Source organism: Nocardia sp. NPDC051750, from assembly GCF_044453135.1.
Taxonomy (GTDB): domain Bacteria; phylum Actinomycetota; class Actinomycetes; order Mycobacteriales; family Mycobacteriaceae; genus Nocardia.
Genome location: NZ_JBITCK010000006.1, coordinates 386141 through 407590 on the forward strand (window position 1 = coordinate 386141; position 21450 = coordinate 407590).

The 21450-nt window shown below is 68.8% G+C and carries 25 protein-coding genes; 17 read left to right on the forward strand and 8 right to left on the reverse strand.

Features of this window, described 5'->3' with window-relative positions; translation table 11 throughout:
* Positions 1–2: 2 nt before the first annotated feature.
* The 6 genes from ACIA75_RS26580 to ACIA75_RS26605 all read left to right on the forward strand — a co-directional run bounded on the left by ACIA75_RS26580 (position 3) and on the right by ACIA75_RS26605 (position 4916).
* Positions 3–323: a DUF664 domain-containing protein gene (locus ACIA75_RS26580; protein ID WP_397108582.1), complete on the forward strand. Its 321-nt coding sequence runs from the start codon at positions 3–5 to the stop codon at positions 321–323.
* Between the two features lie 333 nt (positions 324–656).
* Positions 657–1802, forward strand: a complete 1146-nt coding sequence (locus ACIA75_RS26585; RefSeq protein WP_397108584.1) for an RNA-guided endonuclease InsQ/TnpB family protein — start codon at positions 657–659, stop codon at positions 1800–1802.
* 233 nt (positions 1803–2035) lie between these two features.
* On the forward strand, positions 2036–2707 hold the full coding sequence (locus tag ACIA75_RS26590) for a FadR/GntR family transcriptional regulator (RefSeq protein ID WP_397108586.1): 672 nt from the start codon (positions 2036–2038) through the stop codon (positions 2705–2707).
* A 144-nt stretch (positions 2708–2851) separates the two neighbouring features.
* On the forward strand, positions 2852–3652 hold the full coding sequence (locus ACIA75_RS26595) for an ABC transporter ATP-binding protein (RefSeq protein ID WP_397108588.1): 801 nt from the start codon (positions 2852–2854) through the stop codon (positions 3650–3652).
* 75 nt (positions 3653–3727) lie between these two features.
* Positions 3728–4333, forward strand: coding sequence for a QsdR family transcriptional regulator (locus ACIA75_RS26600; protein WP_397108590.1), 606 nt, complete (start codon positions 3728–3730; stop codon positions 4331–4333).
* 34 nt (positions 4334–4367) lie between these two features.
* Positions 4368–4916 carry an NTP transferase domain-containing protein gene (locus ACIA75_RS26605; protein ID WP_397108592.1) on the forward strand — a complete coding sequence of 183 codons (549 nt, stop codon included), beginning with the start codon at positions 4368–4370 and terminating at the stop codon, positions 4914–4916.
* Here the strand turns inward: ACIA75_RS26605 and ACIA75_RS26610 are convergent.
* Entirely contained in the window at positions 4847–6010 is a 1164-nt protein-coding gene (locus tag ACIA75_RS26610) for an XdhC family protein (RefSeq protein WP_397108594.1), read from the reverse strand. The genes ACIA75_RS26605 and ACIA75_RS26610 overlap by 70 nt on opposite strands.
* Positions 6011–6343: 333 nt before the next feature.
* On the opposite strand from ACIA75_RS26610, the gene ACIA75_RS26615 reads away from it, so the two are divergent.
* From ACIA75_RS26615 to ACIA75_RS26645, 7 genes are all read left to right on the forward strand, one after another.
* Positions 6344–8689 (forward strand): xanthine dehydrogenase family protein molybdopterin-binding subunit, encoded by a 2346-nt coding sequence (locus tag ACIA75_RS26615; RefSeq protein ID WP_397108596.1) that lies wholly within the window; start codon positions 6344–6346, stop codon positions 8687–8689.
* Complete coding sequence (locus ACIA75_RS26620) at positions 8686–9561, forward strand: FAD binding domain-containing protein (RefSeq protein WP_397108598.1); 876 nt, start codon at positions 8686–8688, stop codon at positions 9559–9561. Before ACIA75_RS26615 ends, ACIA75_RS26620 begins: the two co-directional genes overlap by 4 nt.
* Positions 9554–10054: a (2Fe-2S)-binding protein gene (locus ACIA75_RS26625; protein WP_397108600.1), complete on the forward strand. Its 501-nt coding sequence runs from the start codon at positions 9554–9556 to the stop codon at positions 10052–10054. Before ACIA75_RS26620 ends, ACIA75_RS26625 begins: the two co-directional genes overlap by 8 nt.
* Before the next feature lie 29 nt (positions 10055–10083).
* Positions 10084–10755, forward strand: a complete 672-nt coding sequence (locus tag ACIA75_RS26630) for an SRPBCC family protein (protein ID WP_397108602.1) — start codon at positions 10084–10086, stop codon at positions 10753–10755.
* Between the two features lie 96 nt (positions 10756–10851).
* Positions 10852–11109 carry a hypothetical protein gene (locus tag ACIA75_RS26635; RefSeq protein WP_397108604.1) on the forward strand — a complete coding sequence of 86 codons (258 nt, stop codon included), beginning with the start codon at positions 10852–10854 and terminating at the stop codon, positions 11107–11109.
* Positions 11110–11179: 70 nt separating this feature from the next.
* Entirely contained in the window at positions 11180–11503 is a 324-nt protein-coding gene (locus tag ACIA75_RS26640) for a DMT family transporter (protein ID WP_397108606.1), read from the forward strand.
* On the forward strand, positions 11500–12051 hold the full coding sequence (locus ACIA75_RS26645) for a TetR/AcrR family transcriptional regulator (protein WP_397108608.1): 552 nt from the start codon (positions 11500–11502) through the stop codon (positions 12049–12051). The genes ACIA75_RS26640 and ACIA75_RS26645 overlap by 4 nt, the downstream gene beginning before the upstream one ends.
* A gap of 180 nt (positions 12052–12231) precedes the next feature.
* Here the strand turns inward: ACIA75_RS26645 and ACIA75_RS26650 are convergent, their stop codons facing one another.
* The 6 genes from ACIA75_RS26650 to ACIA75_RS26675 form a co-directional block, all read right to left on the reverse strand.
* Positions 12232–12858 carry a DUF305 domain-containing protein gene (locus ACIA75_RS26650; RefSeq protein WP_397108610.1) on the reverse strand — a complete coding sequence of 209 codons (627 nt, stop codon included), beginning with the start codon at positions 12856–12858 and terminating at the stop codon, positions 12232–12234.
* Between the two features lie 83 nt (positions 12859–12941).
* A complete protein-coding gene (locus tag ACIA75_RS26655) occupies positions 12942–13376 on the reverse strand; it encodes a hypothetical protein (RefSeq protein WP_397108612.1) in 435 nt (144 codons plus the stop codon).
* 244 nt (positions 13377–13620) lie between these two features.
* The gene (locus tag ACIA75_RS26660; RefSeq protein ID WP_397108614.1) at positions 13621–13935 is read right to left on the reverse strand and encodes a hypothetical protein; all 315 of its coding nucleotides are present in this window, start codon (positions 13933–13935) and stop codon (positions 13621–13623) included.
* A 406-nt stretch (positions 13936–14341) separates the two neighbouring features.
* The gene (locus ACIA75_RS26665) at positions 14342–14581 is read right to left on the reverse strand and encodes an acyl carrier protein (RefSeq protein WP_397109110.1); all 240 of its coding nucleotides are present in this window, start codon (positions 14579–14581) and stop codon (positions 14342–14344) included.
* Positions 14582–14784: 203 nt separating this feature from the next.
* Positions 14785–15873 (reverse strand): NAD(P)-dependent alcohol dehydrogenase, encoded by a 1089-nt coding sequence (locus ACIA75_RS26670; protein ID WP_397108616.1) that lies wholly within the window; start codon positions 15871–15873, stop codon positions 14785–14787.
* A 2-nt stretch (positions 15874–15875) separates the two neighbouring features.
* Positions 15876–16343: a DUF4334 domain-containing protein gene (locus ACIA75_RS26675; protein ID WP_397108618.1), complete on the reverse strand. Its 468-nt coding sequence runs from the start codon at positions 16341–16343 to the stop codon at positions 15876–15878.
* Between the two features lie 93 nt (positions 16344–16436).
* On the opposite strand from ACIA75_RS26675, the gene ACIA75_RS26680 reads away from it, so the two are divergent.
* Positions 16437–17003 (forward strand): TetR family transcriptional regulator, encoded by a 567-nt coding sequence (locus ACIA75_RS26680; protein ID WP_397108620.1) that lies wholly within the window; start codon positions 16437–16439, stop codon positions 17001–17003.
* An 11-nt stretch (positions 17004–17014) separates the two neighbouring features.
* Here the strand turns inward: ACIA75_RS26680 and ACIA75_RS26685 are convergent, their stop codons facing one another.
* Positions 17015–17671 (reverse strand): TetR/AcrR family transcriptional regulator, encoded by a 657-nt coding sequence (locus ACIA75_RS26685; protein ID WP_397108622.1) that lies wholly within the window; start codon positions 17669–17671, stop codon positions 17015–17017.
* 267 nt (positions 17672–17938) lie between these two features.
* Here ACIA75_RS26685 and ACIA75_RS26690 point away from each other — a divergent pair, with 267 nt between their 5' ends.
* The 3 genes from ACIA75_RS26690 (at position 17939) to ACIA75_RS26700 (ending at position 21435) form a co-directional block, all read left to right on the forward strand.
* On the forward strand, positions 17939–19312 hold the full coding sequence (locus ACIA75_RS26690) for an NAD(P)/FAD-dependent oxidoreductase (RefSeq protein ID WP_397108624.1): 1374 nt from the start codon (positions 17939–17941) through the stop codon (positions 19310–19312).
* Positions 19313–19325: 13 nt separating this feature from the next.
* Positions 19326–21119: an FAD-dependent oxidoreductase gene (locus ACIA75_RS26695; RefSeq protein WP_397108626.1), complete on the forward strand. Its 1794-nt coding sequence runs from the start codon at positions 19326–19328 to the stop codon at positions 21117–21119.
* A 127-nt stretch (positions 21120–21246) separates the two neighbouring features.
* On the forward strand, positions 21247–21435 hold the full coding sequence (locus ACIA75_RS26700) for a YegP family protein (protein ID WP_397108628.1): 189 nt from the start codon (positions 21247–21249) through the stop codon (positions 21433–21435).
* Positions 21436–21450 lie beyond the last annotated feature (15 nt).

Here is a 21450-nt window from a genome sequence, read left to right on the forward strand (position 1 = left end):
CAGTGCTGTCGCCGTCGTATCGGCATACGTGGTCGCTCGCTGTCGGTCAGCCGTCTGCGATGGCCTGCCGGTATGACACGAACGGCGACTTCGATCATGTCGATGCGGCCGAACCCGCAGCCGAATTCGCGGTGTACCACCGCGAGATGCAGCCGGCCGACGCAGCGGTGGCCGGGCTGCCACTCGACCACCGCTGCCGGAACCCGGCCGGTACCGAGTTCAGTCTCCGCTGGGTATACCTGCATCTCATCGAGGAATACGCCCGGCACAACGGGCATGCCGACCTGCTCCGCGAGCAGATCGACGGCCGGACCGGAGACTGAATACGTGAGGGAAGTGACACGGGAACCACGAGCAAGCGCTACCGCCCACACCCGTGCCGAACGTGGCGAACCCGCTCCGCACACGCGACCATCCGATCCGCACGGCCGTCATACAGAGCAGACCATCCCCTGATCGGCGATTGCGAGCCCAGTCCGACTCGTTACCTCGATCGCACATCCGGCCGCCCGAGGGCGCACCGCGATGGTGCTACCGAGTCGGCGTTCAAGATACGGAGCCCGCAAGCCCAGTCCTTTATGGCTGGGTTAGCGTATAAAGCTCAGATTCGCGGATTACGTGGGTTTCTTGTCGGTCATCGCTGTTACAGTGCGCGCGTGCAGGTTCGGTACAACTTCCGCGTCTATCCGACGCCCGGCCAACGGATCGCGTTGGCGCGAGCGTTCGGGTGCGCGCGGGTGGTGTACAACGACAACCTACGAGCCCGCGAAGAAGCACATACCGCCGGGGTGAGACTGTCCGATACCGAGATTCAGCGACGGGTGATCACCGAAGCTAAAAATAGCCCGGAGCGTGCGTGGCTGGCTGAGGTGTCATCGGTGGTGTTGGTGCAAGCATGCCAAGACGCGCGGGCCGCGTACCGGAATTGGTTCGATTCGCTGTCAGGGAAACGCAAGGGTTCCCGGCTGGGCAAGCCGCGTTTCCGATCTCGCAAATACCATCGGCAGGCGATCCGGCTCACCCGCAACGGGTTCACGCTGCGCGGCAACGGCCGGTTGTATGTGGCGAAGGTCGGGGAACTGAAAGTCGCCTGGTCACGCCAGCTCCCGTCGGCTCCCTCGTCGGTCACGGTGATCAAGGACTCTTCTGGACGGTATTTCGCGTCGTTTGTCGTGCAGGTCGATAGTCAACCGCTGACCGAGGCTGACACCGAGGTGGGTATCGACCTGGGGCTGTCGACATTTGCGGTCCTGTCGGACGGGAAAACGATCGCGTCCCCGCGTTTCCTGCGGCAAGCTGAACGACGGCTGCGGAAGGCGCAGAAAGCCTTGTCTCGTACGGACAAAGGCAGCAAGAACCGAGCGAAGGCGCGGGTCAGGGTCGCCAAGGCCCATGCTGGCGTGAGCGATACGCGCCGGGACTGGGCACACAAGCATTCCACGAAGATTATCCGCGAAAACCAAGCGGTGTTCGTCGAGGATCTGCACATCAAGGGGCTCGCGCGCACGAGGTTAGCGAAGTCGGTGCACGACGCCGGGTGGGGCATGTTCACCCGGATGCTGGAAGAGAAGGCACAGCGGTACGGCCGGTATTTCGGGAAGGTCGATCGGTTCTTCCCTTCCTCACAGCTGTGTTCAGCCTGCGGGGTGCTCGACGGGCCGAAACCGTTGTCGGTGCGGTCGTGGACCTGCGTCTGCCGCGTCACTCACGACCGGGACCTGAACGCTGCCCGCAACATCCTCGCCGCCGGACGGGCGGAGAGGCTAAACGCCTGCGGAGGGAAGGTAAGTCCTGCCGCGTAGCGGGGGCACATCCCGGTGAAACAGGAACCCACCGGAGAACCGCAAGGTTCAGGAGAAAATCCCGGTCGTTCGCGGCCGGGAGGACGTCAAGCTGTCGCAGATGTCGACGAATAGGGCCGACAACCCCACGGCGGGGCGGCCGATCGTTCAGGCCCCGCCGTGGCGGCCGAGGAGAAGCTGCTGCGACATATGGCAGACTGTACACGACTCCTCAGACAAGTAGCGAGGTTCAGATGGTTACTCAGGTGCGACGCCACCCCTTGGCCGAGCAAGCCGCCGATCTCCTGCTCGACCGGATCCGGGCGGGCGAATGGCCGCTCGGGCATCGGCTACCCGGCGAAACGACACTGGCCGCCCAACTGGGCGTGGGCCGGTCGACGCTGCGCGAGGCCGTACGCGTCCTCGCGGGGAAAGGTGTGCTCGCCAGCCGGCAGGGCGCGGGCGTCTTCGTGACGGCACTGGATATCCCCGAGGACTGGGATATCGTTCTGCGCCGCGCCACCATCGCCTCGGTGCTCGAGGCGCGGATCGCGATCGAGGCCGAAGCGGCCGCACTGGCCGCCGAGCGGCGCACCCCGGCCGATCTGCGCGCCATCCGGCGGACCCTCGCGGTGCGAGCCACCGAGAGCCGGACGGTGCCCGAACTCGTCGATGCCGATACGGCGTTCCATCGGTCCGTGATCGTGGCCGCCCACAACGACATCCTGACCCAGCTGTTCGACACCTTCCTCCCCCGTTCCCGGACCGCCATGATCGATATGCTGCACATCCGCCCGATGGCCGCACCGGGCGAGGACCACGCCGCGCACGTTCTGCTCGCCGACGCGATCGCCGCCCGCGATCCGGAACGCGCGGCCGCGCACAGCCGGGCCCACCTCCGCGCGATCAAGGGGGCCTTCGCGTGAGCGTCAGGCCCGGAGGAGGTATCGCAGCGTAACCACGCAGGGCCCGCGCTCACGTGCCGACACAACAGCGTGAACGATTCGGGTCCGAAGAAAGCAGCACACCGCAACCAAGCAGGATCGTGGCCCACGCCCGAAGGAAACACCGTGAATACCCCTGTTCTCGAGCTGACCGACGTCACCTTCCGACGCGACGGCAATCAGATCCTCGACGGGATATCGCTGACCGTGCGCGCCGGCGAGCATTGGACACTGCTCGGCCCGAACGGGGCGGGGAAGAGCACATTGCTCGGTTTCTGTGGTGCGCTCACCCACCCCACCGGCGGAACCGTCAGGGTCCTCGGGGAACAGCTCGGGCGAGTGGAACTGCAGAAACTCCGGCGCTCGATCGGTCATGTGAATCCGCGGCATCCGCTGCGGTCGCCGCTGACGGTGCGTGAGGTCGTGCTCACCGGACTCACCGGCTCGGTGGACCTCCCGATGCGCTGGTCGCCACGACCGGAGGAGATCGCCGCCGCCACCGCCGCGCTCGACGCGGTCGGTATGGCGGACAAGGCGGAGCGTCGGTGGCCCACCCTGTCCCAGGGTGAGCGGGGCCGCACCCTGATCGCTCGCGCGCTGATCACCGCGCCGCGCCTGCTACTGCTCGACGAGCCGACAACCGGCCTGGACGTGGCCGCTCGCGAACAGCTGCTGCAGACGATCGACGCCCTCGATCGCGCCCGTCCCGATCTCGCTTCCGTTCTGGTGACCCACCATCTCGAGGAACTTCCGACCACCACGTCTCATGCGCTGCTCATTGCCGTCGGCCGAACCGTCGCCTCCGGTCCGGCCGACGAAATCATCACCACGGCAAGTATTTCCGCGACGTTCGAGCATCCGGTTCGAGTCGGCCGGGAAGGCGGGCGCTGGTCCGCGCGGTCCCCGGTGACCGTGCCGGCGCGATGAGCTCTACACTCGAGGCCCGGACGTCGGCCGATATAGCGCTTTAGATACACGAGTAATTGTGTGTATCGTAATGGGGTGACCACAGCCAGCCGCACCTCCCGACCGCCCGGCCGCCCGGCCTCGGCCACCCGCGAAGAAGTCGTCGCCCTGGCCCGGCAGGCGTTCCTGGCCGGCGAACGGGTCGATGTCCAGTCCATCGCCGCCCAGCTCAAACTGAGCCGCGCCTCGATCTACCGCTGGTTCGGTTCCCGCGACGGCGTGCTCGGCGCCGTCCTCGCCGGAGAATTCGAATCGCTCATCGAACGCGCGGACGCTCGCCGCCGCGACGCCGGCGCCCGGCGCATCCTGACGGTACTCGACCGGGTGAACCGCTGGATGGCCGGTAACGAGCCGTTCCGCCGCTATTTCGAGAACGAACCCCTGGCCGGCCTGCGGATTCTCACGTCCAGCGACGGCCCGGTCCAGCCCCGCATCCTGGTCGCGGTGGAGCGTCTCATCACCCGCGCCGAGGAACAGGACGGCTACGTACCGCAGCTGGAACGTTCCCTGCTCGCGTATTCCCTGGTGCGGCTGGGGGAAGCATTCCTGTACCACGACAATGTGACCGGCCTCCGAGGCGATGTCGACCGGCTGCACCAGGTCCAGGCAGCCCTGCTGGGAATCGATCTACCGCAGGAGTAGACACGAGACCATGGACGCGGACGGGGATGCGACGATGCCACGGACAGCAGCCGCGGGTTTGGTACTCGCCGCCGGCGCCGGACGCCGCTTCGGCCGGCCCAAAGCGGAGGTGCTGTTCGAGGGCGAACGATTCGTCGATCGCGCGGTACGCCTGCTGCGTGACGGCGGATGCGCGCGGGTGCTGGTGGTCTCGGGGGCGGTGACGTTGCGGGTGGACGGGGCGACCGTCGTGCACAACCACGAATGGGCGGGCGGAATGGGCTCCTCCCTGGTGACCGGTTTGCGCGCGGTGCGCGAGGAGGCCGCGGTGGTGGTCCCGGTCGATATGCCGTGGCTCGGCGCCGGAGCCGTGCGCCGGCTCCTCGAGTGCGGCGGGCGTGTGGCGATGGCGTCCTACGGCGACCGGCCCGGGCATCCGGTCCTGATCGGATCCGAGCACTTCGCGGCGGTGGCGGCGACCGCGGTCGGCGATATCGGCGCACGGAAGTTCCTGGCCGCCAATCCCGAACTGGTTCAGTATGTTCCGTGTGACGACACCGGCTCCCCGGACGACGTGGACACCCCGCAGGACCTGATCCGGTGATCACCGGAACGCGCCGGCTCCGCGAAGGATGCCCGCTCCGGCGCATGGATCGGTCGCGTGGTGTCCGACAGCGAGCGCGCCGATCCGCCGTGACGCAGGGCGATGATCTCCGCACCGATCGCGACCGCTGTCTCCTCCGGGGTGCGACCGCCCAGTTCGAGCCCGATCGGGGAATGGAGCCGGGCCAGCTCCGCCGCGGTGACACCGGCCTCGCGCAGCCGGGCGCGGCGTTCGGCATCGGCGCGGCGCGACCCCATCGCGCCCACATAGGCGACCGGTAGCCGCAACGCCTCCACCAGGACCGGAATATCGAACTTGGGATCATGGGTGAGGACGCACAGCACCGTCCGCGAATCCACCTCCGTGTCGCGGAGATAGCGGTGCGGCCAGTCGGCGACGACTTCGTCGGCTTCCGGTTGCCGCGCCCGGTCGGCGAAGGCCGGCCGGGCCTCGCAGACCGTCACGCGGTAGCCCAGCAGCCGCCCGACCCGGGAAAGGGCGGCGGCGAAGACGTTGGCGCCGAACACGATCATCCGCGGCGGGGCGGCGAAGGATGCGACGAACACCTCCCGGACCGAGTCGTCGCATCCGACGGCGCATACGCCGGTCGCACCCTGCGACAGCATGGCGCGCGCCTGCGCGATCACCGACTCCGGCCGGTCACCACCGGCACACAGCGCCGAGCCGGCAGTCACGGATATCATCGCCCCGGTCGTGAGGTCGCGGGCCAGCGCGGCCGGTTCGGCGGAGTACAGGGCGGCCTCGATGATCGGGAAATCGGCCGCGGTCACCCGCTGGACGAATACTTCGAGTTCGCCACCGCAGGTGAGACCGACGGCGAACGCGTCGGAATCGCTGAATCCGAAGCTCTGCCGGGCGGGCACACCCGAGGCCAGCACCGCGGTGCACAGGTCGTACACAGCTCCCTCCACGCAGCCGCCGGACAGGCTGCCGCGGACCGCACCCGAGGTGTCCACCGCCATACTCGCACCGAGCGGTAACGGTGCGCTGCCGCGGATATCCACCACGGTCGCCAGTGCGTACTCGATACCCTCGGCGTGCCAGCCGGCCAGGTGCGCGGCCAGATCGCGCATACTCCACCTCCTCGTCGCAGCGGCATTCGGAAACCACGGACAACATGCGAGAATATCACTTCCGCAAATCGACATTGGAATTCTTGAAGACGACATATGCTGTATTGACACCGCTGACGCGCCGATGCTAAACAAGTGCTCAGCATCGGCGTGCCGGACCCCGGAACCCCCGTGCCGCCGACCAGGAACGCCGGTGCGGCGAACCCGGGGGCCGCACACAGTTCCGGGCGCCCCGGCACCCGCGACACCCCGCGAACGGAGGAACGGCCGGATGGGTCGAATCAGGCTGTCTCGCAGCGTCACACCCCTTACCCCGACGCAACGGAGCCGACGATGAGCACAACCGAGAAAACGACAGCGGTCGGCGCACGCGTCCCCCGGGTCGAGGATCTGCGCCTGCTCACCGGGGCGGGCACCTTCGTCGACGATGTCACCCGGCCCGGCATGGTGCACGCCTGTTTCGTGCGCAGTCCGCTGGCGCGCGCCCGGATCACCGGAATCGATTGCTCCGAGGCCACCGCGCTCGACGGTGTCGTGGCCGTCTACACGGCCGCCGAATTGAACCCGCTCCTCACCGAGATCTCCTACGCCCTAGACACTCCCGGTTTCCCGGAAGTTCCGCGGCCGCCACTGGCGGAGGGCGAGGTGCGATTCGTCGGCGACCCGGTGGTTCTCGTGATCGCGGCCGATCGGTACATCGCCGAGGACGCCGCCGAACTGGTCGTGGTCGACTACGATCCGCTCGACCCCGTGGTCGATTACGAAACCGCCGGCACCGCAACCGAACTCGTCCACGCCGAACACCCAGGGAACTCCGCCGGCGGCCTCGCCGGGCGCGCGCCCGCCGACCTCGCCCCGGTCTTCGAGGCCGCCCCCCATGTGGTGCGCCAGACGATCCACCAGCAGGCCTACGCCCCGGTCCCCCTCGAAACCCGCGGGGTGATCGCGGAATGGACCGCACCCACCGGCGAGATGACGATCTGGACCTCCACCCAGTCACCGCACGAAGTACGCGGATTCTGCGCCCGCCTGCTGGGGATCGACGAACACCGGGTCCGGGTCATCGTCCGCGATACCGGCGGTGGATTCGGGCAGAAGGTGGCGCCGCAGCGCGAGGAAACCTGCGTGATGCTCGCCGCCCGCACCCTGCGCAATGCCGTGAAATGGATCGAGGACCGGCAGGAGAATCTGATGGCCGCCGGCGCGGCCCGCCACGAGCACGGCGAAGTCGCCATGGCCTTCGACGACGACGGCCGCATCCTGGCCGCCACCCTCGAACATGTGCAGAACGTGGGCGCGTACCCGATCCCGTCGCCGCTGACCTCGTCGATCGCGGTCGGTATGCTGTTCCCCGGGCCGTACCGGGTACCGGAGGCCGGGTTCAGCACCGCCTCGTTCTACTCGAACACAGTGGGCCGGGTTGCCTATCGCGGTCCCTGGCAATTCGAATCGGTATCACGCGAGCTGCTGCTGGACACCGCGGCCCGCCGGCTCGGCCTGGATCCGGTGGAGCTGCGGCGGCGGAATATGCTCAGCCACAAGGAGATGCCGGTTGCCAACCCGAACGGCATGCCCTACTCCGACGCCTCCCCGCTGGAGACCTTCGAACAGGCACTGCAGATCCTGGACTACGACGCCTTCCGCGCCGAACAGGCCCGGGCCCGCGCCGAGGGCCGCTATCTGGGTGTCGGAACCTGCACATACGTGGAGCCGACCGCCGGCAGCACCCCGTTCCTGAGTACCGAGGGTGCCACCATCCGGATCTCGGCGACCGGCAAAGTGAACGTCTATCTGTCGGGCGGATCCGCCGGTAACAGCCTGGAGACCACCGCCATCCAGCTCACCGCCGACGCGCTCGGCGTGGATATCGCCGATGTGCAGACCATCCAGGGGGATACCGCGGTGGCACCGCAGGGCGGCGGCACCAACGGCAGCCGGTCCGGGTCCATGGCCGCCGGGGCCATCGCGCAGACCGCGGGAATCCTGCGGGAGCGGATCATCGCCATCGCGGCCGACCAGCTCGGCGCGGCCGTCGAGGACATCGAGTTCACACACGGCCGCGCGGGGGTCCCGGGGACGGATAAATCCCTCTCCCTCGCCGAGATCGCCCATATCGCGTACTACCAGACCGAACTCCTGCCGGCGGGTGTCACACCGGGGCTGGAGGCGACCGGCCGGCACCGTGCCGATCAGATGATGATCTGGGCCAATGCGACCCATGTGTGCACCTGCGAGGTCGATATCGAGACCGGTCACGTGAAATTACTGCGGTTCGTCGTCAGCGAGGACGTCGGACCGATGATCAACCCGAATGTCGTGGAGGGCCAGATCTACGGCGGCACCGTCCAGGGCATCGGTGGCGCGCTCTTCGAACATCTGGCCTACGACGACGACGGCAACCCCGTCGCCACCACGTTCCTGGACTACCTGCTGCCCACGGCGACCGAGGTTCCGGTGATCGAACTCGGCCATGTCGAAACCCCGAGTTCCGGCCCGGGTGGATTCAAGGGCGTGGGCGAGGGCGGCGCGATCGGCTCGACGCCCGCGGTACTCAATGCCGTCGCCGACGCGCTCGCGCCGTTCGATATCCAGATCGACCGGCTCCCCCTGTCCCCGGCCCGGATCGTGGCCATGATCGATGCGGCCCGCGCGAGCGGCGAACCGGAGGTGACAGCATGAAACCCGCGGCCTTCGACTATCACGCCCCCGCCACCGCGGACGAGGCGGTAGCGCTGCTGGCGGATCTGGGCGACGAAGCCAAGATCATCGCCGGAGGTCAGAGCCTCGTCCCGATGCTGGCCCTGCGACTCGCCGTATTCGATCATCTGGTCGATCTGCGCCGCCTCGACGAACTGCGCGGTATCGAATCCCGCGGCGATTCGGTATGGGTCGGCGCCGGAACCACACACGCCGCCGTGGGCCGCTCCCCCGAGATCCGCCGCGAGGTACCGCTGCTGCACCGGGCAACCCCGCTCATCGGGCACTTCCAGATCCGCAACCGCGGCACCATCGGCGGCGCGATCGCCCATGCCGACGCGGCCGGGGAATACCCGGTGGTCGCCTTGGCCCTGGACGCCCGGATGCACACCCTGTCCCCCCGAGGAAGGCGGGATATCGCGGCGGCGGACTACTTCACCGGGATGTGGAGCACCGCCATGGAACCCGATGAACTGCTGACCGGGATCACCTTCCCGGTATGGCGCGGACGCACCGGGTTCGCGATCGAGGAATTCGCCCGCCGGGCCGGCGATTTCGCCATGGCCGGGGCCGCGATCGCGGTGCGGCTGGATGCGGACTCCCGGGTCGAGCAGGTCGCGCTCGGGCTGTTCGGTCTCGCACCGACCCCGTTGCGCGCCGCCACAGCCGAATCCGAGGTGATCGGCCGGCCGATCGCCGAGATCGATCCGGCGGCAGTCGGTCGCTCCGCGACCGCGGCACTGAACTCTGTTCCCGCCGATATCCACGGTTCCGCCGAGTACCGGCGCCGGATCGGGGCGGTTATGGTCGCGCGGGCCTGGACCCGCGCGGTAGAGGAGGCGAGCAATGACTGATATCGAGATCTCGGTGGTAATCAACGGGGTCAGGCGGCGAGACCGGATTCCACCGCGGCGCACCCTGGCCGACTACCTGCGCGAGACCTGTGGTCTCACCGGCACTCACCTCGGTTGTGAGCACGGTGTCTGTGGCGCCTGTTCGGTGCTGCTCGACGGTGCGGCGGTGCGCGCCTGCCTCGTCTTCGCGGTACAGGCCGACGGCGCCGAGGTGACAACCGTCGAAGGTCTCGCGAGCCCGGACGGCCGGCTCTCGCCGGTGCAGCAGGCATTCCGGGACCACCACGGCCTGCAATGCGGTTTCTGCACCCCGGGTTTCGTCGTCTCCGCCACCGCGTTCCTCGCGGAGAACCCCGACCCCGGTGACGACGAGATCCGCGAGGCGTTGTCCGGCAACGTCTGCCGGTGCACCGGCTACCAGGGCATCATCCGGGCCGTCCGCGACGCCGCCACCACGATCAACGCCGAAGCACCCGCGACCCCGCAGGCCTGAAACCGGCACACCGAAGCCAAGGACCGCGTATGAAACTCGAGAACACCTTCCAGATTCCCGTCCCCGCCGACGACGCCTGGCCCGTACTGCTCGACCTCGAGCGGCTGGCGCCGTGCGTCCCGGGCGCCACGCTCACCTCGCGTGACGGCGACGATTTCCACGGAAAGATCAAGGTGAAACTGGGGCCGGTGGGGCTCACCTACAACGGCGTCATCAAGATCCTGTCCCAGGACGCGGACGCCAAGATCGCGGTCCTCGAGGGCGGCGGGCGGGAAACCCGCGGTAACGGCACCGCCAAGGCGGTGATCACCTGCCGGCTGGTCGAATCCGGCGGTATCACCGATGTTTTCGTCGATACCGACCTGGCGATCACCGGCAAACCCGCCCAATTCGGCCGCGGCGCGCTCGCCGATGTGGCCGGCTCCCTCATCGGCACCTTCGCCGACAATCTCGCCGCAGAGATCACCTCCTCGGCACCCGGGGCCGCGGAACCCGAAACCACCGCAACCCCCGAGCCCACCGCTGAGAGCCCCCGCCCGGCCGCACCGACGCCGATCACGCCCCGCCCCGGCGCCGAACCCATCGATCTGATGGCGGCCGCCGGAATCTCCGCCGACCGCCGGCTCGTGTTCGCGCTGGGCGCGGCAGTTCTCGTGATCCTGTTCCTGCTCACCCGGAACCGCCGCAGCGACGCCGGATAAAACGGGCGTTTCCGCAGGAAGGTTCTCGTAGTAGGGGCAGCGGCAGTTTCACCATGTCCCACAACGCATCTGGAACCGTCCTCCTACTGTGGAGGGATGACGGCACCTTCTATGGATCCCATCGTCAACGCGACCGCTATCCTGCACAACCAGGTGGACCTGCGCGGATATCCGTATCGCTATCTGACAGTCCGATCCCTCGACTACCGCGACACAGTGCAAGGAGTCAGGGAGGTCATGGCCGCGGCCGAGGTACTCGGCCCACACGGCTGGGACCCGGTCACCGTCACCGAACTCAACCGTGGCGTCCGCAACGATGTCGTTATCGCCGTTCTGACGCGGCGCGTTCCATGACGGTACCCGACCACCCGAAAGTGTGTACGTTTGTCCATGGACAAACGTACACACTTTGGAGGGACCGGTCATGGCACTGGTAATGCTCGGTATGGCGATAGTCGCCGAGATCGTGGGAACCAGCCTGCTCAAAGCCACCGAAGGCTTCACCAAGCTCTGGCCGACGGTTGCGTCGCTGAGCGCTTACGCCATCGCGTTCGTCCTCCTCGCCCAGGCCATCGCGCGCGGGATGGAGGTCGGGTTCGCCTATGCGTTGTGGTCGGGCCTGGGCACCACATTGATCGTCATCGTCGGCGCGCTGTTCCTCGGTGAATCGCTCAGCGCCGCCAAGATCGCGGGGGTCGCCCTGGTGGTCGCCGGGGTGGTCACGCTCAACCTGGCGGGCGCGCATTGACACCCCGGGATCCGCACCGCCGTCAGCGCATCCTCGACGCCACCCGCGCCCTGATCCCCCGCTACGGGATCGCCGGACTCACCCACCGTCTGGTGGCTGCCGAGGCCGGTGTCCCGGTCGGATCGACCACCTATTACTTCGCTGATCTGTCCGATCTCACCGAGGCGGCGCTGGCGGAGACGGCCGCGGCCACCCGGGCGGCGCTGGCGGAGTGGGCCGGGGAACTGGCCGCCGGCGACGATCTGCCCGCAACCCTCGCCGCGCTCACCGCCGACTGCCTGGCCCGGCCGGAGCAGATGCTCACCGTCAACGAGCTCTACCTGGCCGCCACGCGGCATCCCGAACTGCGCCCGTTGGCCCGGGTCTGGTTCGAGGGCCTGGTCGACATCCTCACCCCCTATACCGGCACCGCTGCCGCCCGGGCACTCGCGGTGCACCTCGACGGAACACTGCTGCATGCGTTGTCGAGCGATACCACCCTGGACACCGCCGCCCTGACGGCTCCGATCGCCGCCCTGGCGGGCCTCGCCTCGCACGACAGCCGATGACCGGCCGCCGAGCCCGCCGTCCCGGAAGCGCTCACAGTGGCGTCCAGCGGACCAACGCTCACCGGCCGCTCCACGCTTGTGGTCGGCGCGGTGCAGGTCCTGAGGCGGACTCGGCGACTACGCCCGGAATAGCGGTGGTCCGGCACCGCTATGGTGCGGTACCGGACCACCGGACACCGGTCAGGCTTCCAGCATGGCCTGCATCTGCTGGATTTCCGCTTGCTGGGTGTCGATGATCTGCTGAGCCATCGCCCGGGCCTGCGGGTCGGTGCCCTCGGCCAGCTCGGTGCGCGCCATCTGCACCGCGCCCTCATGGTGGGCGATCATCATCGTCAGCCACAGCCGGTCGAACTCCGCGCCCTGGGCCGCTTCGAGTTCGGCCATCTGCTCCGCGCTCATCATGCCGGGCATACTGCCGTGATCCATACCGGAATGGCCGGTGCCCTCCGGCACCGCGGCGCCCCACGCCTCCAGCCAGCCGGTCATGGCGGCGATCTCGGGATCCTGCGCCTGCTGGACCCGGGCGGCCAGATCCAGCACCCCGGGATCGGTCGAGTGCGACGGCACCAGCGCCGCCATCTCGACGGCCTGGCGGTGGTGCGGGATCATCTCCTGCGCGAAACGGATATCCGCCTCGTTGTGTTCGCCGTTCACCGGCGTCGTGGCCGGGCCGGCGGCCACCGAGGTGGTTCCGCCGCCGGTCGCCGGATGATCGCCGTGCTCGCCGGCATCGTCACCGCAGGCGGTGAGAAGGATTGCCGAGCTGAGGAGCGCGAAGGTGGTGCCGGCCAGAGATTTGCTGTTCATGATGTTTTCTCCTGGGAGTTGGCTCGTTGCGACTGGACGGAGCAGCGCCGCGGCCCGGAACAACCGGGCCCGGCGGGCGTCCGTCACAGCCGCAGCACACCCAGGGCGGCCAGGCGACGAGAGTGGGCCGGCGGGGGTCGCGCGCAGACGACAGGTGGTGGACGCGGGGTCTCCGCGGCCGAGACCGACCACGCCGGGCCGCGGACGAGGGCGAACAACACCAGCGCGATTCCGGCCAATGCGGTCAAGATCACCAGGCACAGATGCAGCAGTTCGTGACCGGCTCCGTGACCGCCCGGAACGTCGTCCGATGGCTCCGCCGCGGGCGACGACGAGCGGCAACAGCCGGAGCGTTCGCCCACCGGGCCCGCGGTCGTGTCCGGCGACGGAACTACCTGGTGGTGGGCGGCACGATCGCCGGGACCGGCCGCGGGAAGGTGATGCATGCCCAGCACCGCCACCGCCAGAAAAGCAGGCAGCAGCCACCGCATGAGCGTTCGCACCGGGCCGGACTGCACCGGGCCGAATGTAGCAGCCCGATGTCGCCGTCCGGGCGGGTGCATGCACACCGAATGCCGCGGCGGGCGCGTTACGAGGCACCCCGCCCACGACTCCGACCGGGTACAGACTCGCATGCGTGGGTCGGGCGCATTATCGAACCCGGGCTATCGGGCTCCCTCGAAAACGTGCCCGGTGACGACAGCCCTCACGCCGTCGGCACGGGTCACGATCCCGGTGAGCGCACGGCCCACCGGCGCCCGCTCAGCCGCCCATGACGGCGTTCATGATCGTCCCCGCACTGGTGGCGACCGCGCCGCCCATCATCGCGCCGGCGATCTGCTTCGGCGCCGTCAGCGTCCCGCCGTTCCACTTCTCCCAGGCGAACTTGCCGCCCCCGAACACGATCGACGTGACGCCGGACAGCAGGACGAACCACGTCAGGTACTGGGTCATCTGGGTGATCTTGTCGGACAGAGGCGGTGGTTCCGGAGTGGGATTGCCGAGCTGGGCGAGCACGGTGTAGCTCTCGTGCAACGCCGGTACGCCGTCCTGCAGTGCGGTGAGGATCATGCTCATCTGGTCGTGCCCCTCTCGGATGCCGATGTATCCGGTGGCGGACGAATGCCGTTTCCGTAAAGCTGGACCCGACCGGATATTGAAGCGCACTCGTGGCCGTCATGTCGGGAGACGCGCCGAATTTGTCTGGTCGGCGCCGAAAATCGCGGCGTGTCATCGATGTGACACGCGGTCGTGTCGCCACACTGCAGCCGATCGGCAGCCGGGGCGGCGGCGAGCTTCGTCGGGGCGACCCCGTAACCGGCCGGTGACAACACACCGACAGCTGGATCACAGTCACGCCCGGCGGCGCAACCCGGTAGCCCGGTTCCCGGTCCCGCCCGAGGCGACCCGATCCGGCGGTGGTGCCTTCCCCGCTGTTCGGTCCGGCTCGTCGTGCACCGGACCAACTCCCGGGTGTCCCGGATCAGGAGGCCGGCGCCACCGGTATCCCCACCAGGGTCATCAGGTCGGCGAAGGTCCGGGCGGCGATCACCTCCTGCTCGGGCACCTGGAGGCCGTACTTCTTCTCGACCAGCACGATGATCGACAGCACGGTGAGCGAATCCAGCTCCAGATCGTTGAGTGTCGCGTCGGGCGGGATGGTGTCGATCTCCAGATCGCCGTGCGTGCGCAGGAACTCCGCGATGTAGTCGCGGATCGGCATATCGGTCACTGCGGCCGCCTTTCCCCGGTGCCGTGACCGGTCTCGCAGGGTCGTGGGCGATCATCGCCCCGATGACCGATCCTTGCAGGGTTCCTGGACGAGGGAAACACCGAGTGTTCCCCACCCGAAAGGTTTTCGGCCGGTGGGTGTCCGAGAGCCGAACCTCGGTACCCGGCACCTGGGCCGGGTACCCGGCGGGCGGGTTACCAGGTCAGGACGGGTTTGACCACTCTTCCCGCGCGCTGCGCGGCCAGCGCGGCCTCGATCTCGGTGTGCGGGAAACGGGTCACCAGCCGGTCCACCGGCAGCAGTCCGCGACCGTGCAGGTCGAGCAGGTGCGGAATGAATGTGCCCGGTTCCGCGTCACCTTCGAGGCAGCCCCGGATCGTTTTGCCCTGCAACACCATATCGCGCACATCGATGGGCGGGACCCCGGCACCGAGACCGACCGCGACCACGGTCGCACCCGTGGTGAGCGCCGCGAACGCGTCGGCCAGGACAGCGAGGATACCGGTCGTATCGAGCGCGTGGGTGGCGCCGCCGCCGGTGAGCTCCCGGATGGTGGCGACGATATCGGCGTGTGCCGGGTCCAGGACATGATCGGCACCCAGTTCCCCGGCCAGATCACGACGCGCCGTGGCGGTTTCCACCACGATGGTCCGGACATCGGGGATCGTCCGAGCCGCCAGCAGCGCCGCCGAGCCGACGGCTCCCCCGCCGTAGATCGCCAGCCACGCACCGGCTTCCGGACGTAGCGCGTTGAGGACCGCGCCCGCGCCGGTCTGGAATCCACAACCGAAGGAGGCCGCGACCGCAGGGTCGGTGCCGGGGTCGACGACGATGGCGTTGTCCGCGGTGGCCAGCGCGTATCCGGCGAAGCTGGATTGCCCGAAGAAACCGTCCCGCACGGCTGTACCGTCCACGGTGACCCGCGGCGACTTGTCGGCGCGGCGCCCGAAATGGTTGAGCGCGGTCGAGCGCCGGCAGTAGGCGGGGCGGCCCGCTGTGCAATTCGGACAGGTTCCGCAGTGCCGGAAGGTCAGCACCACATGGTCGCCGGGCGCGACCGAGGTCACCGCCGCGCCGACCTCCGCCACGATCCCGGCGCCTTCGTGACCGAGCAGGACCGGCCGGTCGGCCTTGCCCGCGGCCCGGTTCACCAGATCGGTGTGGCAGATGCCCGCGGCGCGGATGCGCACCAGGATCTCGTCGGCGCGCGGCGCGTCGAGATCGACGGTTTCCACCGTGAACGGTGCGGCCGGATCACGGGACAACAGGGCCGTGGTCCGCACCGCTACACCCGCTCGAGCAGGAAGTAGAAGTACTGGCCACCCGCCAGGACCAGTTCCGGGCGACCGTTCATGATGCCCATCAGGGTGGTGTCGTCGAGCCATTTGAAGTGATCGAACACCGCGCGGCCGTCGTAGACCATGGTCGCGGTCACCTCGCCGCGGAACTCGATATTCCACAGCGTGGCCTCGCCCTGCCCGAGTTCGACATCGGAGAACAAGGTGCCGTCCTCGGCCCGGCAGATCAACGGTTTGGCGTCGCCGAGCGCGTGGAAGGTTTTGCCGTACCAGCGGCTCTTGGGCAGCGCCCGGCACAGCGGATGGCCGGTCTGGAAGGCGTCACCCCGCCATTCGCCGAGGATCTCCTCGGCGCGCGCCGGCCGCAGCCGCGCCCACAGATCGTCCAGGTCCTCGGCCGATACGCCCTCGGCCTGCTCCCGCAATTGCTGCCACCGTGGTTTGTCCGCGCTCATACTCTGTCCCATCCACCGGTTCGGCGAACCATCTGGTTCGGCAATCCAGACCATAGTTCCGAACCATCCGGTTCGGCAAGATAGGATCCGCGTATGCGTGCGGCAGGCCAGGCGACCCGGGAGCGAATCCTCGCGGCGGCCAAGGCGGAGTTCGCCGAATACGGCACCGCGGGCGCCCGGATCAATCGGATCGCCGCGGCCGCTCAGGCGAGCAAGGACCGGCTCTACGCCTATTTCCCCGGCAAATCCGAGCTCTATGCCGCGGTCACCGAACAGTGGACCGCGCAGACCACCGCCGAAACCGCTCTGCGCGCCGACGACCTGCCCGGCTATGTCGGCCGCCTGTTCGACCATTACCTGGCGCACCCGGAGAACGCCCGCCTCCAGGCCTGGGCCGAACTGGAACCGGCCGGCGAACGGATCGAGCAGGTGTTGCGCCGCACCGTCGATCCCAAACTGGCCGAGATCCGGCGCGGCCAGCGGGACGGCACGATCACCACCGATATCGCGGCCCCGACGCTGTTGCGCATGCTCACCGAACTGGCCCGCAGCACCGCGGTCCATGCCGGTCAAGGCCCCGCCCGGCGGATCGCCGAACAACGGGCCGCGGTGGTCCTGGCCGCCCGGCGGCTGGTCGAGCACATTCCCGCGGCCGGATAACCCACCCGCCGTCAGGCCCGGCGGCCACCGGCGGGGGCATCACCGTAGACGACAAGCCAGATCGAGCGGCCCAGCGCGGTCGCCAGATCGGCATCGGAGATCCCGGTGTGCATCGCGAACGCCGTGCTGATGGACCGCTCCACCATCGCGGCCAGCACCAGCGCGGTGGCGGCGGGATCCAGTCCGGGCGCCACCCGGCCGGCCGCGCGGTCCGCTTCGAGGCGGACCCGCATCAACTCGACGAACGCGGCGACTCGCCCGCGCCAATACGTGCCGACATCACGGTCGTAGGCGGACAGTTCGCTCAGGGCCAGCAGCAGGTAGCGATGCCGGCGGAAGCCCTCGATCATCGCGCTCATGGCCCGGCGCACCCCCGCCTCGCGATCGGTGTGCTCGGCGGCCCACCAGCGCTCGGCGGCGGCGAACAGATCACTGGTCGCCAATTCGGCCATCCGGATCAGCAACTGACTCTTGTCCGGGAAATACCGATAGAAGGTGGACCGCGCCACCTGGGCGGTCGCGGCGATCTTCTGGACCGCGATCTCGGTGAACGGCGTGCCGTCGGCGAGCAGATCCTCGACCGCGCGCAGCACCCGCTGTTCGAATTCGGCCCGGCGGTCGTCGTCCGGTTTGCGGGCGGGGCGGGGCGCGCGGGTCAGCGAGGGCATGCGCCGACCGCCGTATCGCTCGACCGCTGTCCTGAGTGCCGGGTCGCTGGGTCCATGCGCCCCATTGTGCCCGCGCCCCGCCGCCGGTGCGGTCGCCGACCGTCTCACTCGAGCCGGTGCGCCTCGCCGGGTCTCGTCATCGAGCTCGATGATGCCCGCGCGGAAGACTGTGCGGGACAGTGCCGCTCAGATGGTTGACAATCGAACCCGGACACCGCACCATCAATCGGACACACTGTCCGAGACTCGATGACCGAGGCGGTTCGAATGGCTGACTCCCCCGCCACGGTCGAACGGGCCGACGTCGTGGTCGTCGGTGCTCGCTGCGCCGGTTCCGCCACGGCAGCCACGCTGGCGCGAGCCGGACGCCACGTCATCGCCCTGGACAGCGCCCGGTTTCCCTCGGACACGCTGTCCACCCATCTGCTCTGGCCGGCCGGTGTCGCCGAACTGTCTCGGTTGGGTGCCCTCGACGCGGTCACCGGCCTCGGCGCCCCCGAACTCACCCACGCCTTCGCCGCCGGTGCCGGAAACGCCATCGAGACACCGTTTCCCGAGGTCGACGGTATCGACTACACCCTGTGTGTCCGCCGCACCGGCCTCGATCACGCGCTGGTGCGCACCGCCGCCGGGGCGGGCGCCGAAATACGCGAGCGCTGCCGGGTGACCGAGCTGGTCTGGGACGGTGCGCGCTGCGCAGGCGTCCGCTATACCGGACCCGACGACCGGACAGTGGAGATCCGCGCCGCGCTGGTGGTCGGCGCCGACGGCCGCCGCAGTACCGTGGCGCGGCTGGCCGGTGCGGACACCCCGTACGAATCCGAACCCAGCGGCCGGGACTGCTATTTCGCGTACTGGCGGGACCGTTCCACCGACTGGCGCTCGACCGCCGCCCAGTGGCGCGAAGGGGCCGATCTCGGCACCGCCTTCCCCTGCGACGACGGCCTCCTGCTGTGCCTGGTGCAGCCGCCGGCCGAAACCGGCACACTCCGGCCCGGCGATACCGAACGCCGCTACGCCGCCGCGCTCGACCGCATCCCGCCGCTGCGCGAACGCCTCCGCGGCTGCGAACAGGTGGGCCGGGTGCGCTCGGCCACCGATATCACCTCGTATTTCCGGCGCTCCAGCGGTCCGGGCTGGGCCCTCCCCGGCGACGCCGGCCATTTCAAGGATCCCGTGACGGCCCAGGGCATCCGCGACGCTCTGCATTACGGCCGCCTCCTGGCCGAGGACGTCGCCCCGGTCCTCCACGACCCCCCGCGACTGGACCGCGCCCTCGCCGCCTGGGAACAACGTCGCGTGCGAGAATGCCGGGAGATCTACCACTGGACCAACCGGCTCGCCCGCGGTACGGCGATGAGCCCGCTCGAGATCGAGCTGTACCGCGCCGCGACCGCGGATCCGGATCTCGCGGCGATCACCACCGGAATCTTCTCCCGCACCAGACGACCCGCCGAGCTCTACACGCCCGCGCGGATGGCGCGACTCACCGCCGGCGCCCTGTGGCACCACCGCCGCGACCCGGCACCGGTGCTCCGCGACCTGGTCCACGAGATCGCGTCCTCGGCCCGCGAACGGCACACCTCCTGCACGACCCTGCGCGCCGCCGCGCCCCCGGCCCCACCGTCCGCCACCGCTTGACCAGGAGAGCCCCATGTCGGATCAGCTGCCGAAGAAGTCAGCCTCGATCGACCGCCGTACCGCCCTGCGCGGCGCCCTCGCCGGCGCCGCGATCGTGGCGGCGGGATCCGCCGCGGCGACCGCGGCACCACCTCGGCGCCGAACTCCGGGCCTACGCACCGGCGGGAAGAACGTCGCGATCTTCGGCGGCGGCATGGCGGGCTTGTCGGCCGCCCATGAACTCATCGAACGCGGTTTCCGGGTGACCGTGTACGAGCCGTCCTATCTGGGCGGTAAGGCGCGCAGTATGGGCGTACCCGGGACCGGAGCCGGTGGCCGCGCCGATCTGCCCGGCGAGCACGGGTTCCGCTTCTTCCCCGGCTGCTACCAGAACATTCCCGACACCATGCGCCGTATCCCGTTCCCCGGCAACCCGAACGGCGTCCTGGACAATCTGATCCGCGTCGAGGGCACCGTGGCCGGCTTCCGCGACAAACCACCCATTTTCGCGCCGGTGGAGGTGGGCGCGCTCGACCAGCTCACCCCGGAACGCCTGCAGAACAGCATCGTCGGGGCATTCGGCTTCATTCCGGAACTGCCACCGCACGAGCTGGCGTTCTTCGGCAAGCAGATGCTCATGTGGTTCACCTCGAGTACCGAACGACGCTTCGGCCAGTGGGAGTATCTGACCTGGGAACAGATCATGCGCGCCGAGGGTAAATCCCCGGCCTACCGGGCGTACCTGGTCAACGCGCTCACCCGCATCACCGTGGCCGCCAAACCGCATCTGAGTTCGGCACGCACCATCGGCACCATCGGCGAGGCCCTGGTGCTCGCCGGGACCGGGCTCATCCCGGAATTCTCCGGCGGCGTGGACCGGATCCTGAACCGGCCCACGAACGCGGCGTGGATCGACCCCTGGGTGGCTTACCTGCAAGCCCGCGGGGTCCGGTTCGTCATGGGACAGCGGGCGAACCGGCTCTCCTACACCGGCGGCACGATCGATTCGGTGACGGTGACCGACGGGCAGGGCACCGCGACCTCGGTGATCGCCGACTACTACGTCTGCGCCATGCCGGTGGAGAAAACCGTTCCGCTGCTCGACGATCAGATCCTCGGCGCCGACCCGCAGCTGGCCGGTATGCGGGAACTGATCACCGACTGGATGGTCGGCATCCAGTACTACCTGCGCCGCCCCACCGATATCCCGGAGGGGCATATCGCCGCCCTGGGCTCGCCGTGGGCGCTCACGGCACTGCGTCAGGCCCCGATGTGGGTGGGTGATTTCCCGGGGCAGTACGGCGACGGTTCGGTCCAGGAATGTTTTTCGGTCGATATCTCCGATTGGGATACGCCCGGCATCCTGCACCGGCGCCCGGCCAAACAGTGCAGCGCGGCGGAGATCGCCGCCGAAGTATGGGCGCAACTGAAAATGTGGCTGAACACGGGCACCGGCTGGCTGCGCGACGAGGATGTCCACTCCTGGCATCTGGACCCGGGTATCAGCTGGTCCGGCGGCACCACACACAACGAGACCCCGCTCCTGGTCAATACCGTCGGCTCCTACGACAACCGGCCGACCGCGCACTGCGCCATTCCCAACCTGTTCTTCGGCGGCGACCACGTCCGCAGCCATATCGACCTGGCCACCATGGAAAGCGCCAACGAATCGGGACGGAGCGCGGCCAACGCCATCATCGACACCGCCGGCGATCCCGCCCCGCACGCCCCGGTGTTCCCGCTGGTCGCGTTGCCGGCGTTCGAGGGCGCCAAGAAACTCGACGCGGACCGGTTCCGGGCCGGGCTACCCCATATTCTCGACGTTTGACAGCGTTCGGGGTCACGAGTCGACGCCGACCGCACTCCAGCTCCGCGTGTCCGTACCGAATCTGCGGTCGTGGGCCGTACTCTGCGCCCGACCGGGCTTTATCCAGCTTTCTGGAGCGGAGGCAGGCATGGCGGGCAAGTTCGTGCTGTTCACCGACTCGGATGGAATGATCCGGTGGCGGCTCAAGGCCGGTGACGGCGAGATCATCGCCGCGAGCCGGGTCTACGAGAGCAAGGATTCGGCCGAGCAGGGCATCGCCTCGGTCCAGGCGCATGCGACCGGCGCCGAGATCGTCGACGAAACCGCCGGCTTCTGACCCCCGCCCGGCCGC

Excerpts from the sequence above, each read along its gene's own strand:
- ACIA75_RS26625 (WP_397108600.1), top strand. The coding sequence starts at position 9,554 with ATGACTGATATCGAGATCTCGGTGGTAATCAACGGGGTCAGGCGGCGA.
- ACIA75_RS26615 (WP_397108596.1), top strand. The coding sequence starts at position 6,344 with ATGAGCACAACCGAGAAAACGACAGCGGTCGGCGCACGCGTCCCCCGG.
- ACIA75_RS26620 (WP_397108598.1), top strand. The coding sequence starts at position 8,686 with ATGAAACCCGCGGCCTTCGACTATCACGCCCCCGCCACCGCGGACGAG.
- ACIA75_RS26695 (WP_397108626.1), top strand. The coding sequence starts at position 19,326 with ATGTCGGATCAGCTGCCGAAGAAGTCAGCCTCGATCGACCGCCGTACC.
- ACIA75_RS26640 (WP_397108606.1), top strand. The coding sequence starts at position 11,180 with ATGGCACTGGTAATGCTCGGTATGGCGATAGTCGCCGAGATCGTGGGA.
- ACIA75_RS26675 (WP_397108618.1), bottom strand. The coding sequence starts at position 16,343 with ATGAGCGCGGACAAACCACGGTGGCAGCAATTGCGGGAGCAGGCCGAG.
- ACIA75_RS26630 (WP_397108602.1), top strand. The coding sequence starts at position 10,084 with ATGAAACTCGAGAACACCTTCCAGATTCCCGTCCCCGCCGACGACGCC.
- ACIA75_RS26690 (WP_397108624.1), top strand. The coding sequence starts at position 17,939 with ATGGCTGACTCCCCCGCCACGGTCGAACGGGCCGACGTCGTGGTCGTC.
- ACIA75_RS26685 (WP_397108622.1), bottom strand. The coding sequence starts at position 17,671 with ATGCCCTCGCTGACCCGCGCGCCCCGCCCCGCCCGCAAACCGGACGAC.
- ACIA75_RS26680 (WP_397108620.1), top strand. The coding sequence starts at position 16,437 with ATGCGTGCGGCAGGCCAGGCGACCCGGGAGCGAATCCTCGCGGCGGCC.
- ACIA75_RS26610 (WP_397108594.1), bottom strand. The coding sequence starts at position 6,010 with ATGCGCGATCTGGCCGCGCACCTGGCCGGCTGGCACGCCGAGGGTATC.
- ACIA75_RS26590 (WP_397108586.1), top strand. The coding sequence starts at position 2,036 with ATGGTTACTCAGGTGCGACGCCACCCCTTGGCCGAGCAAGCCGCCGAT.
- ACIA75_RS26650 (WP_397108610.1), bottom strand. The coding sequence starts at position 12,858 with ATGAACAGCAAATCTCTGGCCGGCACCACCTTCGCGCTCCTCAGCTCG.
- ACIA75_RS26660 (WP_397108614.1), bottom strand. The coding sequence starts at position 13,935 with ATGAGCATGATCCTCACCGCACTGCAGGACGGCGTACCGGCGTTGCAC.
- ACIA75_RS26665 (WP_397109110.1), bottom strand. The coding sequence starts at position 14,581 with ATGCCGATCCGCGACTACATCGCGGAGTTCCTGCGCACGCACGGCGAT.
- ACIA75_RS26635 (WP_397108604.1), top strand. The coding sequence starts at position 10,852 with ATGACGGCACCTTCTATGGATCCCATCGTCAACGCGACCGCTATCCTG.
- ACIA75_RS26605 (WP_397108592.1), top strand. The coding sequence starts at position 4,368 with ATGCCACGGACAGCAGCCGCGGGTTTGGTACTCGCCGCCGGCGCCGGA.
- ACIA75_RS26700 (WP_397108628.1), top strand. The coding sequence starts at position 21,247 with ATGGCGGGCAAGTTCGTGCTGTTCACCGACTCGGATGGAATGATCCGG.